The organism is Aerosakkonema funiforme FACHB-1375, assembly GCF_014696265.1.
Lineage (GTDB): Bacteria > Cyanobacteriota > Cyanobacteriia > Cyanobacteriales > Aerosakkonemataceae > Aerosakkonema > Aerosakkonema funiforme_A.
On sequence record NZ_JACJPW010000107.1, the window covers coordinates 1 to 14,567 of the forward strand.

The following is a 14,567-nucleotide window of genomic DNA, read 5'->3' on the forward strand; positions in this document are numbered from 1 at the left end:
TCATTTATTTGACGCGATCGCAGTTGACCTAGAGCGAGGGAGTGGGGGAGTGGGGGAGTGGGGGAGTGGAAAAATTAATATTTTCGGTCTTCCGTCTTCCTTTTCCCTCTTCCCGACGCCCTAATCCCGACGCCCTTTCTTTTGGCTTTTGACTTTCGACTTTTGACTTCGTGCTGCTTCCAGGAGCAAGCGCTGTTCGGCACGAGCTATGCAGGTGTAAGTACGCTCAACAGCATCCAAACTGACAGAAATTGAGGATATCCCCCACTCTACGAGGCGATCGATCAATTCCGGATACTTGGCTGGTGCTTGACCGCAAATCGAACAAGGAATACCCTCTTGTTTCGCTGTTCGGATCAGCTGAGCGATAGCTTCCATCACTGCCGGATGTCGCTCATCAAAACCTATTGCCATTTCGGCTCGATCCCGATCCACTCCCAGCAGCAATTGAGTCAGATCGTTAGTGCCGATCGAAATTCCCATGCACCCCGCCTTAATGTAATCCGGCAACAAAAATAGGATCGAAGGCACTTCTGCCATAATCCAAAGTTGAAAATGAGATTGATGGAGCAATCCTGCCTGCTCTACACGACTGCGACAGAAAGAAAACTCTTCAACCGTGCGAACAAATGGCAAGAGCAGGTTAACATTCGTGTAGCCGGATTGGTAAACCTTAACCAATGCCGACAATTCTACATCGAACAAAGATGGGTCTTGCAGGTAGCTGAATGTGCCTCGCATTCCCAACATCGGATTAACTTCGGAGGGAAAAGAAGGCGCTAAAGATTGAAATTCATGCGATCGCCAATCCAAAGAGCGATAAAAAACAGGGCGCGGGGCAAAAGCAGCGGCAAATTGACAGATAGTTTGAGCCATTAATTCAACGAGCTCTTGTTTTCGTCCCGAAGTCAGCCACCGACCGGGGTGTTGTCCCTGCAAAACTTCTAACATCATCAGTTCTGAGCGCAATAAGCCCACACCATCTACCGGTAAACTGGCAGCACGCTCAATAGTACTGGGCTGACTCAGATTAACGAGCAATTGAGTAGCTACGATCGGCGAAGTAGTAGCGGTGATTGGCAATTGGATATTGGGCATTAGACCTTGGGTATTAGCGATCGGCAGTTGTGCATCGGGCAATTCTGGCGTGTTGTGCAACACCCTAGAAATAGGATGTTGGGGATTGTAAATGAAAGGTTTTCCTACTTCTGTATGCCCCGTACCGGATACACTAGGCTCCATACTCCATTCCCCTTTTTCCCTGATGATGCTGGGGAATGCCGTTCTTTCTTTTCCAAGTAAATAAATTTCTCCTCGATCGCCATCCACCAACACAAATTCGTCGGATTGAATACTCTGAGTGGCATCCCTGACGCCGACTACCGCCGGAATTCCCAGTTCTCTGGCAATAATTGCCGCATGGCAAGTCATGCCCCCCTGTTCTGCTACCACTCCAGCTGCGTGTTTGAGCAGGGGCAGCCAATCTGGGTGAAAGGTTTTGACTACCAAAACTCTACCAGTTGAAGTAATTTCGGGGTTATGGCTGAAGGAAGCGATCGCTTGAGCCGGTGCGATCGCTCGTCCTCCAGCTGCCCCTATTCCCCTCAGCGGATGAGCGACTGAGGGTTCTTGACTGGAGCTGATTGATTGGGCATTCGGTGAGGAATGAGTAGTGAGGAATGAGTGTTGAGTTAAAATACTTTCTTCTACTGCTTGTCTGCTTGTCTCGTTGTCCGCTTGTCTCCCTTGTTCCCCTGAATCGAAGGCAAGCGAGGTTGATTCCATACTACCCATTTCCTGGGCACTACGAACTTGAGTAATATACAGTTCGGCTGCTGAACTTTCAGAACCTTTGGCTGTGAGCGTCCACTCTACTGTGAAAGCTGGCCCTATTTCATCTGTCAGCTGCTGAGCCAGCCGAATCAATTGCTTGAGATATTTTTCTTCTAAGGCGTAGAGTTGTTGTTGCTCCTCGCCGAGCGAATAGGTTTGTAGAGGTGAACTTAAGCCGTTTTTACTTTCGATTCCCTGCCAGGAGGGCAGTTCCTTAAGGTTATAAGCCAGAGTTTTTACGCCCAGTTGTTGCATCAGCACTGTACCGCTTTCTGGCTGCACTTGGTAGTAGTCGGGTAGGACTTCTCCTTTGATCAAAGCCATCCCCAGTCCGCAAGTGGCTTGAATTTCCCATAAGTTTGGGCTCGCTTGCACCAAACCGGCAGCGAGGCTGTTGTAAAGCGGCTGTACTAAGATAGCTAGGTTAATATGCTGGATTTGGATACCGTTACGCCGCCAGTACAGCAGGCTTCTGGCTCTAAATAGCTCTGCCCATACTCGTTTGATGGCGGCAGCTAGTGCCTCTTCGTTGCGATCGCAAACGTGGGCTTCCAGCAGTCCGGAAATCTTCAGGTCAGAAGTTACCCCTGTTTCCGATGGCAGTGCGAGGGAGGGGCGCAGAATTAGTGCCGATGCTTCTATACCTGCTGAAAAAGATGCTAGTGCGGTTTTCCATTCCGTTGGTAGGGTAGCTGTGGTGATTTCCTGACGGATGGCTCTAGCGACTAGCTGCAACTGTCGCGGATTATCAACATCGAGATGCAGCGAGGAATTTGGCAGATCCGCGAACAGGGGGTCAAACCAGTCTATCTTCTCCAGAAAATCGCGCAGTACTGATGCTTCGATCGCAAAACCGGGTATGACAGGATAACCCCTCTGCGCTAAGTGGCTGAGGTGGAACGCCTTTTCCCCTACCTGGAGGCGATCGCGGGGTTGAATCTGGTTTAGCCAGAGGAAATTATCCACAGAGATTTACAACCGTTGGAGGAGCCTTTCTATTTTCTTAACATTTATTTTCTCTTTTCTTTTATGTGGTTTTACGTGAAATTGCGGTAATCTCTCTTTCTGCTAGTACAAAATAATTTACGGGACGAGCAAAGAATGCTTGGGCCAACGGCAAGCAGTTTGAAAACGGAGCCGTCAAAAAGCTGGCGGCCCATCGCTGAATGCTGAAAGCCGATCGCCAGTTCACGACAGGGCTAAAATGAGGCAAGCGTTCCGACCCTCTGATTTGGCAAGCCTTGAGTTTTCTGCTCTACCCCGATCCCGACCGCAAGCGTTTCTCTCATAGGAGCGCATCAACACAAGTAAAGGAGTAGCGTTTCGATGACACGAGCCATTAATTTTGTCATTATTTTCCTGGTTTGCTTAGCTCTGGTTTTATTCAGCTTACAAAATACCGATCCTGTTGTTATTAAACTTTTCAAAGGGATTGACATACAAGCACCTTTGTGCATAGAAATTATAGTCACAATGGGGCTAGGAGCGGTGCTGGCGTGGATCTTTAGTATTTGGTCTCGACTGCTGCGAGTGCTGGAATCTCGCAAACAAATGCGCCAAATCCGCGAGAAAGATAGCCAAATTCAAAAGTTGGAAAAAGATCTCGAACAAATCAAAGCAGAAACTGCCGAAAGTAAATCCGAACTGCCAGTGGGATCAGAATCGGTGAGCAAAGCGGCATGATAGATACAAGCATTGGCTGAAATTTAGCGACATAAGTCTCGGTGAAGGCATGACCGTTCCGCAAGCACAAGAAGCGATCGCCTATTCACTCCCGACCGTGAATTACGCGAACCCAACAGGGCCGCAGGTTAGCGCGATCGCGCTGCTCATAGATCTAGCCGAGCGGGGAGAAATTGACCCGTGGGATGTGCAGGTGATCGACGCGATCGATCGCTGTTTGAACGAGATCGCTGCTTTAAGTAACGCCCAGGATGGTTTTGGCATCGCCGACCTGTCTCAATCCGGGCAAGCTTTTGTGGATGCGTCGCTACTGGTATTGCTCAAAGCTAACACCCTGGAGCGGTTGCAATTCGCTGATGAAGACAACCCCGATTCGGAAATAGAGGAAGATTGGTCGGATATCGATGACTCTGATGGGACTGGATTGCCGAGAAACTTGGAGCGTCAGTTACGCAGACGCCCAGCGGCCCAGCCGCCCAGCTATCGGCGAGTAACGCTGCAAGAGTTAATCGAGCAGTTGCAGTTAGTCGCAGCTGCAATTGCAGAAAAACCGCCGCGCCCCCGTTCTGGATCGACTCGCTCTTATTCTCAGGCTCGCACCCAGGCAGTACGGGCGGCGCTAGAACTTGTCCGCGAGGAAAACTCTGTAGAAATTGCCGCCGAACTGGAGCGGTTTTTGGCAATTTATTGCTCCGGTTTGCTTGCGGAGCAAGATTGGTTGGATCTGGAGCATTTGCTGATGCTGTGGGCGCAAAGAAGAAACGATCGAAATTCTTTCCCTTCTGTCCCAGCCTCCGATGCTGATTCCGCAGAGGCACAGTTACCTCCCCCCTATCCAATTCCCAGTTCCGATCTTTCATCTCAAGAGCAATTGCACGATCGAGTGGGCATTTTCTGGGCATTACTATTGCTGTCGGCTCAATCGAAAGTAGAGTTAGTTCAAGAGGAGTTCTACCAAGACTTGAGAATCCGCACTCTTCGATCGGGGGCTTAGCAGCGAAGATGTGGGTAAATGTGGGTAAATTGAGAGAATGTTTATAAACTGTCGTTGGCAGCTTTGTTTGCAGATGCCGTCAAGTTTGGATCGTCTGTCAGCGATGCGAGCAAAAACAAACCGCTGGTAGAACTGACGGTCTGATTCTGGCATCAACCTACGAGCGGCGAAAGTTTCGTCGCTCGTAGGCGCAACATCCGATTTGAAATGTAGTGGCCCAAGGTAGAGAGAAAGATATTTATGAAAGCCATGATTTTGGCGGCTGGGAAGGGTACCCGCATTCGTCCGATTACGTTCACCATTCCCAAACCGCTGATTCCTATCCTGCAAAAGCCAGTGATGGAGTTTTTAGTTGAATTGCTCCGCCAGCACGGTTTCGATCGAATCATGGTCAATGTCAGCCACTTGGCGGATGAGATCGAAAACTATTTTCGCGACGGTCAGCGGTTTGGCGTTCAAATAGCCTATTCTTTTGAAGGTCGAATTGTTGAGGGTAAGCTGGTGGGTGAGGCGATCGGTTCTGCCGGTGGTATGAAGCGCATCCAGGATTTTTACCCTTTCTTTGACGATACTTTTGTGGTGCTGTGCGGAGATGCCTTGATTGACCTGGATTTAACGGCGGCGGTGAAGTGGCACAGAGAAAAAGGTGCGATCGCTACCGTGATCACGAAGTCCGTCCCCAAAGAAGAAGTTTCTAGCTACGGCGTTGTCGTCACCGATGAAGATGGTCGAATTAAAGCCTTCCAAGAAAAGCCAAAGGTGGAAGAAGCTCTCAGCACCAACATCAACACTGGTATTTACATTTTTGAGCCGGAAGTTTTGGATTACATCCCCTCTGGCGTTGAGTACGACATCGGCAGTCAGTTATTCCCCAAGTTGGTGGAAATAAATGCGCCTTTTTATGCTGTGCAAATGGATTTCCAATGGGTGGATATCGGTAAAGTCCCCGACTACTGGCACGCCATTCGCAGCGTGTTGCTGGGAGAAGTCAAAAATGTGGCCATACCGGGACAAGAAGTTGCTCCCGGCATTTACACGGGGGTAAATGTCGCTGTTAACTGGGACAAGGTTGATATTACCGGGCCAGTTTACATTGGTGGGATGACGCGCATTGAAGATGGAGCCAAAATTATCGGTCCAACGATGATCGGCCCTAATTGCTGGGTCTGCAAGGGAGCTACTGTTGACAACAGCATCATTTTTGAATACTCTCGCTTGGGGCCGGGAATTCGCTTAGTAGATAAGCTGGTGTTTGGGCGCTACTGTGTGGATAAAACTGGTGCGACGATCGACGTTCAAGCAGCCGCTCTGGATTGGCTGATTACCGATGCGCGTCAGGAAGTGCCGAATCAAACGCCGATCGAACGGCAGGCGATCGCAGAACTCCTGGGCCAGGATAGCCCTTAAAACTTAGAAATTCTGAAGTTTTGCAGTCACAATTAGTTCTCTAGAATTAGAGAAAATTACACTACTTTACAAACGGGTTTAAGAGATGTTTTGTGAAAGCACCAACATTCTGTTTAAACCCGTCTTTCCCAAATCCTTAAACACGCATCTGCTAACTAAGAACAAATAAATATGAAACTGAAAACTCTCACAGCCGCAATTCTGCTTGCCAGCATTACTTTAGTTTCTAGTACCGCTGTATTGTCTCAACCTAATAGGCGGTCAAATAGCTACGCACCCGGTTTCTGGCAACCTAAAGCACAAGTTAACCCCAAGCTTCCCATTACGGTGATGCTGTTGAATCAATCGCAATTGCCCGTAAAGTACAATCTTACTCCCAATCCAGAACGAATCTTAGCTCCCAGTAGTGCCACTCAATTTACGATTCGTGCGATCGATGGCATAGCTGATATTGCCAGTATTAATATTTATGCTGACAATGAGTTGCTATATGACTATAACGCCAACAATAATGTAGTCATGGTGAGAATTCGCCAATCTGACTCAAAATTCAGAGCGGATAAAGCTGTGTATATTGACGAAGAAGGGCGCGTTTACTCTTTTTAATTTATCCGCTATTTAGGGCGATTTAGGGAAAGCGATCGCCCTAAATAATTTATCGCTAGGGACTAGGGACTTTTGACAGCTACGCGCAAGTCAAAAGTCAATCATTCAAAAGTCAAAAATCCTTTTATATTGAATACCGTGACTTCCACAACAAATCACCCAAAAATTATCACAGCTTTACCCGACCACACTCAGTTACCGGAATCAGACGGAACCTTTGTGAAAAATTTTCAAGAACATCCTCAAAGCATTCTATTAACAGATTCTATTACCCCGGTCTTCGAGCAAAGGCATCCCGACGGGAATTATTGTATCGGTCAAGATTGCGGAATTTATTGGCGTTTAACTGACCCGCCCGAACGAGGAGCGGAATCTCCAGATTGGTTTTATGTTCCGAATGTGCCAGCAACTCTCAACGGTATTGTCCGTCGTTCTTATGTGTTGTGGCAAGAACTAATCCCGCCATTAATTGTATTAGAATTTGTGTCGGGAGATGGGTCAGAAGAACGAGACAAAACGCCTATTACTCGCTCTGCTCAAGAGGATGTTAAACCCGGTAAATTTTGGATTTACGAAAATGTGATTCGTCCGGCATTTTATGGAATTTATGAAGTCAACCGCGCTCGTGTAGAAGTTTATCATTTAATGGAGGGTGAGTATCAGCTAATGGTAGCAAACGATCGCGGTCACTATCAAATTGCACCTTTAGGGGTGGAGTTGGGAATTTGGCAAGGACGATATCAAAATCTTGAATTACCCTGGCTTCGTTGGTGGGACAGTGAAGGCAATTTGTTGCTAACGGGAGAGGAAAGAGCGGAACGAGCAGAACAAAAGCTAGAGCAATTGCGATCGCAGTTGCGAGCTGCTGGAATTGAACCAGAAGTGTGACAGATTTGTTGATGATTCATAGTTAATTATTCATCGCTATTTCCACCAAGAATTAACTAGGGAAAATTAGCAACGAGCAATGTTAAATTTCAGCGATAATATGTCGCAGACTAAGATTGAAAAACTTACTCCCCAGCAAGAAGCACTAATTCCGGTATATCGGGAAAAGTGGCGAAAAATAGCGCTGTCTACGGAGGCGATCGATCGTCAAAAAGCAGCTAACTCCATCAAAGTAGCTTACGAGCTAATTGGCTATCAAGAGCCTGAAATTATTTTTTGCGATAGTCCTTTTGTGTTGTGCAATACTGTTGTGAGCCAACTGGAGAGCGAACTGTGGAGTCAACTGGAAAGCCAACTGGAAAGGCATCTGTGGAGCCAACTAGAAAACCAACTGAGCCAACTGTGGTGGCAATTATACAGTCAACTTGATAGCGAACTGTGGAACCAAATTGAGAGCCAACTGTGGAAACCGCTGGAGAGCCCTCTTGTTGGTAGTTTATGTAGAACGCGGTGTGCGAATTCGCATAATTTCTGCTCGTCCTGTTACCCCTAGTGAAAGAAGATTATATGAAGAATAATGAAAAAATTGAATTAAAGTTGCGGCCTCGACCAACAGAAACAGTTTCAATTCCGATTCCATTAGATACATTGGAATCGCTCAAGAAAGTAGCAGCGAATCGAGATATGTCTTTGACAGCTTTGCTGAAGTTTTATATCGGGCAGAGTCTGCGGCAAGACTTAGCTAAAATGTATAGCGATCGCTTGCTAGAAACAACCGTTCAAGTTTTGTCGCGGCATTTAGATTCAGAAGAAGAAATCGCAGCTATTATCGAAGAAATTCAAACTGAAACTGCTCGAACTATTCGTTAATATCTCGCAATTCAAAATTCTTCTTAAACCAATCAACTGCATCTTTTAAAGCTGTCTCGATCGGAGTTTGAGGTAAACCCAATTCTCTCACAGCTTTGGATGGGTCGTAATACATAGTTTGTTGTGCCATGCGAACGCCATCCAAAGGAACGGAAGGCGCTTTGCCTAAAGGCGCGAGAAGATTTTCGTCAATCCAAGCTACACTTAAAGGCAACCAAGCGGGTACAGTTTTTTGGGGTGCTGGAATACCTGTAATTTCGGATAGTTTATCTAATATTTCTTTCAGCGTAAGGTTTTGGTTTCCCAGAATGTAGCGATCGCCTGTTTTCCCCTTTTCCAAAGCTAGCAAATGTCCCCACGCCACATCCCGTACATCAACAAAATTTAACCCGGTATTCAGATAAAATGGCATTTGCCGACGCAAGAAACGCAGTATAATATCGCCAGTGGGAGTAGGCTTGATATCGAAAGGGCCGATCGGACTGGAAGGATTGACAATTACCACATCTTGATTGCGTTTGGCAGCTTCTATTGCTACCTGTTCGGCGAGATATTTAGATTTTTTGTAGTGACCGACGAGTTTGTCGAGCGGACTTTGATAAGTTTCGTCGGCGATACCGCCTTCTTTTACGCCAATAGCTGCTACGGAACTGGTGTAAACTGTGCGATCGATCCCCGCCTGACGCGCTGCTGCTAAAACATTTTGAGTCCCCAAAACATTATTGCAGTAAAGGGCGTTACAATCGGCTTGCCAAAGGGAATAATGGGCAGCTACGTGAAATAATACCTGACAGCCAACCATATGCTGCCACAAATTAGGTTTTTTTAAGTCTCCTTTGACTATTTCTATGTCTAAATCGCGCAGGTTATTCAGGGGACTTGAGGGACGGACTAAGGCTTTAACTGTGTATCCTTGTTGGACTAGCAAGTGTATTAGATTAGCACCGATGAATCCTGTTCCGCCTGTTACGAAAGCTTTTTTGGTCATTTGTCGGTTTTGTGTTTGGGATTTATTTTTTTAACGCAAAGGAACGCACTAGCCGCGTCAGCGGCTTCCCGCAGGGTAGGTTTTCGCAAAGGAACGCAGAGGTTAATTTTTGTTTTTGGAGGGAGGTTTTCGATCGTGGACGATATCGTAAACTACGGGAACGACGATTAAGCTTAGTAGGGAAGATGATATCAGACCGCCTGCGATCGCTATTGCCATAGGGGTACGCAATTCTGCGCCTGCACCCAAACCTAAAGCGATCGGCATCATACCTAAAATGGTTGAAGCTGTAGTCATTATAATCGGTCGGAGGCGAACTGGTCCCGCTTTCAGGATTGCTTCGGTGCGGCTGTAGCCAGAACTGCGTAGTTGGTTGATGTAATCTACAAGTAAGATGGCATTTTTGTTACTCAAACCTAGTAGGAAAACAAAGCCAATTAGCGATATCATACCGAAATCGCTGTTGGTAATTAGCAGTGCGAATATACCGCCTACAAGTGCTAGGGGTAAAGATAAACAAATTACCAGGGGATCGATCCAGCTTTTGAATAAGAAAATCAGCACGAATAAAATACAGATAGCTGACAGAGTTAAAGTTGTGCCAAAACTGCCGAAGATTTCGCCGCTGCGAGCAGAGTCTCCTCCTAATGCTAAAGTAACTTGTGGCGGTAGAACAGCTTTTGCTTCCGATACTACTATATCGGTGGCTTGTCCTATGGTTAACTCTCGATTTAGGTTAGCGCTGACATAGACAGTTCTCTTTTGGCTGCGATGTTCGATCTGAAAAATTGTGCCATCTTCACCCGTTTCTCCTGTTGTTGTGACATCTTCAAATCCCCGTATTGTCAATAGCCGCGCTTTGATTTCTCTGGCTGCTTTGCTAACTGCTTGTAAGTCATCGCCTACTAAAGCAATTTGCAGGGGTTTTTGAGCGCCGAGACTGGCATCGACGAATTGAATATCTTCTACACTGGTGGTAACTCCCGGTATTGTGGGTAATTGTTCGCGAATGCGGTCTTGCACTTCGGCGGTATGGAGTGTGCGATCGCTCTTTAACGCTACATTAATAATGCCTTTATTCGGTTCGGCTTCGCGAAAACCGACGATGGTAAATACTTTTTCGACTTCTGGCGATTTCAATACTGCTGCTTCTATTTGTTTGGCAACATCAAGAGATTCTCCTAACGCATCTGTTTCGACTCCGGCAGATGATTTCAACCAATCCGGTAGATAGGCGGTAGCGTTGATGGGTGCGGTATAGCTAATGTTGAATTCGCCGCGATCGAGTTTGGGAATAAAGCCTTTGGGAATGAGTGGAATTAGTCCTATCCCTGCAACAAAGCTGAGTGCTGCTATTCCTATTACTATGCTTCGATGTTTGAGAGACCAGCTTAGTAAGTGGCGATATCCTTCCGCAAAACTTTGCCAATATCTATTTTCTCTGGGACTCGTTTTTGAAGATTTGGGTTTGAGCCAGTAAACTGCTAAAACAGGCGATAATGTCCGCGCTACCAATAAAGAAGTTAGCATTGCTGCTGAAACGGTGATGCCAAAAGGCATGAAGAATTGCCCGATCGTTCCTTTCATTAATGCTATGGGCAAAAATACGGCTACGGCGGTAAATGTTGCCGCTGTAACTGTCAATCCGATTTCGTTAGTAGCGTGCAGTGCTGCTTGGCGGGGAGTTTCTCCTTCGTCGATATGACGCATGATGTTTTCCACATCGACAATGGCGTCATCGATAATGCTACCGATAACTAACGCTAGGGCTAATAAAGTAATTGTTTCCAAGTTGAAGCCGTAGATAGCCATGACGATAAATGTACCCAGCAGCGATGCGGGTATCGCCAATGCGGATATCAGTGTCGCTCGCAAGTTCCACAAAAAGGGAAAGATGGCTACAACTGAAATAATTACGGCTTCTAAAAGAGCATCGATCGTGGCGTCGGTAGCCGATCGAATATATTCTGCTTGGGTAGCGGCTAAAATTAATTGCACTTCTGGTAGTGCAGATTGCAATCGCGCTACTTCTTTTTCTACTGCGGCGACTACTTCTAAGGTATTGGCATCGCTCTTTTTAATTACTTGAAAAGCTAAGGCATCTTTGCCATTAAGGCGTACTGCGGAAGTTTTGGTTTGTTTGGTTGGAGGCGATTGTTCGTTGGGGTCGGGCGAAGCTTTTGGTGAGGAATCTGTTGGTAATAGGGATGAATTATCGCCCAAATGCTTCGCCCCTACGGATTCCGTTGTTTGTTCGACAGCACCCAAAAGATTGACTTTCAGGACTCCTGGCAGTTTGGCGATCGCTGTTACAATTTCCTCTTGAGCTATCTTGGTTAAGTCAACTAGATTTTTTGATGGACTTTCGATCGCGTAGCTAACAGCAGCAGACTCGTTTAAGTTGAGCGGAAAAACTTTGTAACTTGCTCCTTCGGGGAGATTTAGCTGCTTGAGTCTAGTTTCGACTTGATTTGCAGATTGTTCCAAATTTGTCCCCACCCCGAAGGATAAACTGATGACAGCTTGGTTGGGGTAAATGGAGGAGCGCAGTCGATCGAGTTTGGGAATCGAGCTGAGGGACTGTTCGATCGGTTGGGTAAGCTTTGCTTCCGTTTCCAGCGCGTCGGTGAAAGGTGCTGTGGCGTTCACCACTACGACTGGAAAGGTAATATCGGGAAGCAGGGCGTATTTGAGGGAACTGAAAACGAGAAGTCCCGCGACGGCGACGGCGATCCAAAAACTCAAGGTTAGCCAAGGGTATGCGATCGCTAACCTGGAGATATTGAAACGTTCTCGTAGGGATGTTTTGCGAGTAGTTGCCTTCACCATATCGAATTACCAGCCCACGCACCACAAGCTTACAAGCACTCCCCACTTCCTTACCCTACCTTCGTGACAGTTTATTAACTGGAGGCTATTGTCGAATTACCCTTGACGATATAGTTCTTGCGATATATTTCTCTTGAGAAGTCGCGTCTGCATCGGCGCTAGTCAAAAGTCTTTCGTGCAATGGAGTGAGGAATGAAAATCGGATCTGAGGCGCACAAGCAGTTATTCTGTCAAAGCTTTATGGAGAGCCATCTTAAGTATGAACCGGAACAGCTACCTTGGCCCAAACTTGACGGCGCACAACTAGAACGTCTGCGCTCAATTCCTTTCTGGGATGAAGCTTTTGACACAGAACAAAATGCGGGAAAGATGCTAGCCGCTTTTGCGGAAACGGTGAGCGATCCACTTTTGCGGGATGCGATCGCCCTACAGGGTATGGAGGAATCGCGCCACTCTCGCGTGATAGAATTCTTGATTAACCATTACGGGATCGAAATTAAGCCGCGTCCGCCTAAACAAATTCCCGATAATGTGGAGGAAGCTTTTGTCAAGTTTGGCTACGGGGAATGTTTCGATTCGTTCTTTGCGTTTGGTTTATTTGCGATCGCTCGTCAATCTGGCTTATTCCCCGATCAATTCTTCGCTATTTTCGATCCGGTTATTGATGAAGAAGCCCGCCATATGGTATTTTTTGTCAACTGGGTAGCGTACAAGCAAGTGCATGAGGGTCGAGGCGCAAAAGTGCTGCGGGATTTAAATTCCCTATTGTACTACACTGGCTCTGTCCGCCGTCGTTTGGATAGTTTTAAAGGTAGCAAAAAAGGCAGCGGTAAGGGTTTCACAGCTAGCGGTGCGAGTTCGGTTACGAGTAATTTGACGCTGGAAAAGTTTGTCTCAACTTGCATTCAAGAAAACGATCGACGCATGAGTGTTTACGATTCCAAGTTGCTGCGTCCGGAGTTTTTACCGAGAGTTGCCAAAACTGCTTTTGGGATGATGAAACTTTTGCCCAAACAGAATTCCAGCACGATGTCAAGTCCCAATTTGGGATAATGGGTAATTTCAGATTGCAGATTTAAGATTTCAGATTTAGAATTTATTTTAAATCCGAAATCTTAAATCTTAAATTTATTCACAAAATAACAATGAACATTGATGCTATTCTCGTTCCCCAAGGGTCAGAGTATAAGTCTGTGCTTCGAGGAGTAAGCCGCTTTAATGGTAAGACGCCACCCATTTTTCCCGTTCCGGTTGGTGTTAAACCGTTAACGAGATATTTGGAAAAATGGCAAAAATTAGAATTCTTCGCGCATCATCAGCAACCCAAAGTTTTGTTGATGGGTTTGTGCGGTAGTCTAACACCTCGCTATTCTGTCGGCGATGTTGTCATTTACCGAAGTTGTATTTATGGTTCGGCTGAAGAGTTGCGAGATAAAATGTGCGATCGCGCTTTTACAAAGGTACTTTACAACAATCTCAATGAAAAAGCTGCTTTGGTGAGAGGATTTACGAGCGATCGCATCATTTATTCCGCATCAGAAAAACGCAGTTTAGGTAAACTATATGATAGCGAAGTAGTCGATATGGAAGGCTTCGCAGCTTTAGAAGTTCTGAGTAAAGGTGGTTTTTCCGTAGCGATGTTGCGCGTAATTAGCGATGATTCGCAACAGGATGTTCCCGATCTCAATTCCGCAATTAGTGCAGATGGTTCGTTACAATCTCTGCCTTTAGCGATAGGAATGCTGCGTCAACCGATTGCAGCAACTCGGTTAATTAGAGGTTCGCTGCGCGGATTGAAAGTGTTGGAAAAAGTGACAAGTTATTTGTTTGCAAAGTAGAGAAACCATTCCCGTTGAAGGGGAGGGTTAGGGTGGGGTTCTAAATATTTTTCCTATCGGAATTTTCGGCAGATTCTACAGCCATCATGCGGCGTTGCACTAGATGTTCAAATTGGTACATATAGGCGGCGATGATCGTCCAAACGAGCATCGCTGGGCCATAGACAAACCCATTCCAGTGCGAAAACCAGTAGTAGTAGTAGCTGGAACCCAAAAATGGGTAAAACAAAGCTAAAATACCTATGCTTATCAACGTAGATATTGCTATTACCAGCCAGCCATACAAACCTTCCCAAAAACTCAGCAAACCGGGAAAAAAGCCGCGAGTTGCGCCTATTTCTGGTGAGCGAATGCTGGGAAAGAAACGATCTAAAAATAGATAGAGCCAATGATGAACAAAAGCGATAATCAGAATGGGAGCTAATGCGGCTAGCACGCCAGATAAGACCCAATGCTCGGGTCGCTGTAAAAACCTACCCAAAAACGAACCGAAATCACCAAACAATTTTGAGCCAGATGAAATAAAACGCAGCAACACGTAGAGGACGAAGGCGTTCATCCACGCACCGGGGTATGGTATCCAGGCAGGCCATTTCATACGTAAAACCAATACGCAATTATCGCAATCATA

General features: G+C 46.4%; 13 protein-coding genes. 9 read left to right on the plus strand and 4 right to left on the minus strand.

Annotation, left to right across the window (positions count from 1 at the left end; genetic code table 11):
- Positions 1 to 120 precede the first annotated feature (120 nt).
- Positions 121 to 2,799 (minus strand): putative PEP-binding protein, encoded by a 2,679-nt coding sequence (locus H6G03_RS39360; RefSeq protein WP_190472793.1) that lies wholly within the window; start codon positions 2,797 to 2,799, stop codon positions 121 to 123.
- Positions 2,800 to 3,159: 360 nt separating this feature from the next.
- On the opposite strand from H6G03_RS39360, the gene H6G03_RS29460 reads away from it, so the two are divergent.
- From H6G03_RS29460 to H6G03_RS29490, 7 genes are all read left to right on the plus strand, one after another.
- Positions 3,160 to 3,516: a LapA family protein gene (locus tag H6G03_RS29460; protein WP_190472796.1), complete on the plus strand. Its 357-nt coding sequence runs from the start codon at positions 3,160 to 3,162 to the stop codon at positions 3,514 to 3,516.
- Positions 3,517 to 3,565: 49 nt separating this feature from the next.
- Positions 3,566 to 4,510, plus strand: a complete 945-nt coding sequence (locus H6G03_RS29465; RefSeq protein WP_190472799.1) for a segregation/condensation protein A — start codon at positions 3,566 to 3,568, stop codon at positions 4,508 to 4,510.
- Positions 4,511 to 4,750: 240 nt separating this feature from the next.
- Positions 4,751 to 5,917, plus strand: coding sequence for a sugar phosphate nucleotidyltransferase (locus tag H6G03_RS29470; RefSeq protein ID WP_190472802.1), 1,167 nt, complete (start codon positions 4,751 to 4,753; stop codon positions 5,915 to 5,917).
- Positions 5,918 to 6,088: 171 nt separating this feature from the next.
- Complete coding sequence (locus H6G03_RS29475; protein WP_190472805.1) at positions 6,089 to 6,523, plus strand: hypothetical protein; 435 nt, start codon at positions 6,089 to 6,091, stop codon at positions 6,521 to 6,523.
- Positions 6,524 to 6,661: 138 nt separating this feature from the next.
- Positions 6,662 to 7,411: a Uma2 family endonuclease gene (locus H6G03_RS29480; RefSeq protein WP_190472857.1), complete on the plus strand. Its 750-nt coding sequence runs from the start codon at positions 6,662 to 6,664 to the stop codon at positions 7,409 to 7,411.
- Positions 7,412 to 7,490: 79 nt separating this feature from the next.
- Positions 7,491 to 7,964: a hypothetical protein gene (locus tag H6G03_RS38345; RefSeq protein ID WP_190472808.1), complete on the plus strand. Its 474-nt coding sequence runs from the start codon at positions 7,491 to 7,493 to the stop codon at positions 7,962 to 7,964.
- A 14-nt stretch (positions 7,965 to 7,978) separates the two neighbouring features.
- Positions 7,979 to 8,281: a hypothetical protein gene (locus H6G03_RS29490; protein WP_190472811.1), complete on the plus strand. Its 303-nt coding sequence runs from the start codon at positions 7,979 to 7,981 to the stop codon at positions 8,279 to 8,281.
- Here H6G03_RS29490 and hpnA read toward each other — a convergent pair.
- Both hpnA and H6G03_RS29500 read right to left on the minus strand, forming a co-directional pair.
- A complete protein-coding gene (gene hpnA / locus H6G03_RS29495; RefSeq protein WP_190472813.1) occupies positions 8,271 to 9,269 on the minus strand; it encodes a hopanoid-associated sugar epimerase in 999 nt (332 codons plus the stop codon). The two genes, H6G03_RS29490 and hpnA, sit on opposite strands and share 11 nt — an antisense overlap.
- A gap of 102 nt (positions 9,270 to 9,371) precedes the next feature.
- Positions 9,372 to 12,098 (minus strand): efflux RND transporter permease subunit, encoded by a 2,727-nt coding sequence (locus H6G03_RS29500; protein ID WP_190472816.1) that lies wholly within the window; start codon positions 12,096 to 12,098, stop codon positions 9,372 to 9,374.
- A gap of 192 nt (positions 12,099 to 12,290) precedes the next feature.
- Between H6G03_RS29500 and H6G03_RS29505 the strand changes: the two genes are divergently transcribed.
- Both H6G03_RS29505 and H6G03_RS29510 read left to right on the plus strand, forming a co-directional pair.
- Positions 12,291 to 13,151, plus strand: coding sequence for a ferritin-like domain-containing protein (locus H6G03_RS29505; RefSeq protein ID WP_190472820.1), 861 nt, complete (start codon positions 12,291 to 12,293; stop codon positions 13,149 to 13,151).
- Positions 13,152 to 13,243: 92 nt separating this feature from the next.
- The gene (locus tag H6G03_RS29510) at positions 13,244 to 13,936 is read left to right on the plus strand and encodes a phosphorylase family protein (RefSeq protein WP_190472825.1); all 693 of its coding nucleotides are present in this window, start codon (positions 13,244 to 13,246) and stop codon (positions 13,934 to 13,936) included.
- Between the two features lie 40 nt (positions 13,937 to 13,976).
- Here H6G03_RS29510 and H6G03_RS29515 read toward each other — a convergent pair whose 3' ends face one another.
- Positions 13,977 to 14,534: a DUF502 domain-containing protein gene (locus H6G03_RS29515; RefSeq protein ID WP_190472828.1), complete on the minus strand. Its 558-nt coding sequence runs from the start codon at positions 14,532 to 14,534 to the stop codon at positions 13,977 to 13,979.
- Positions 14,535 to 14,567: the final 33 nt, after the last annotated feature.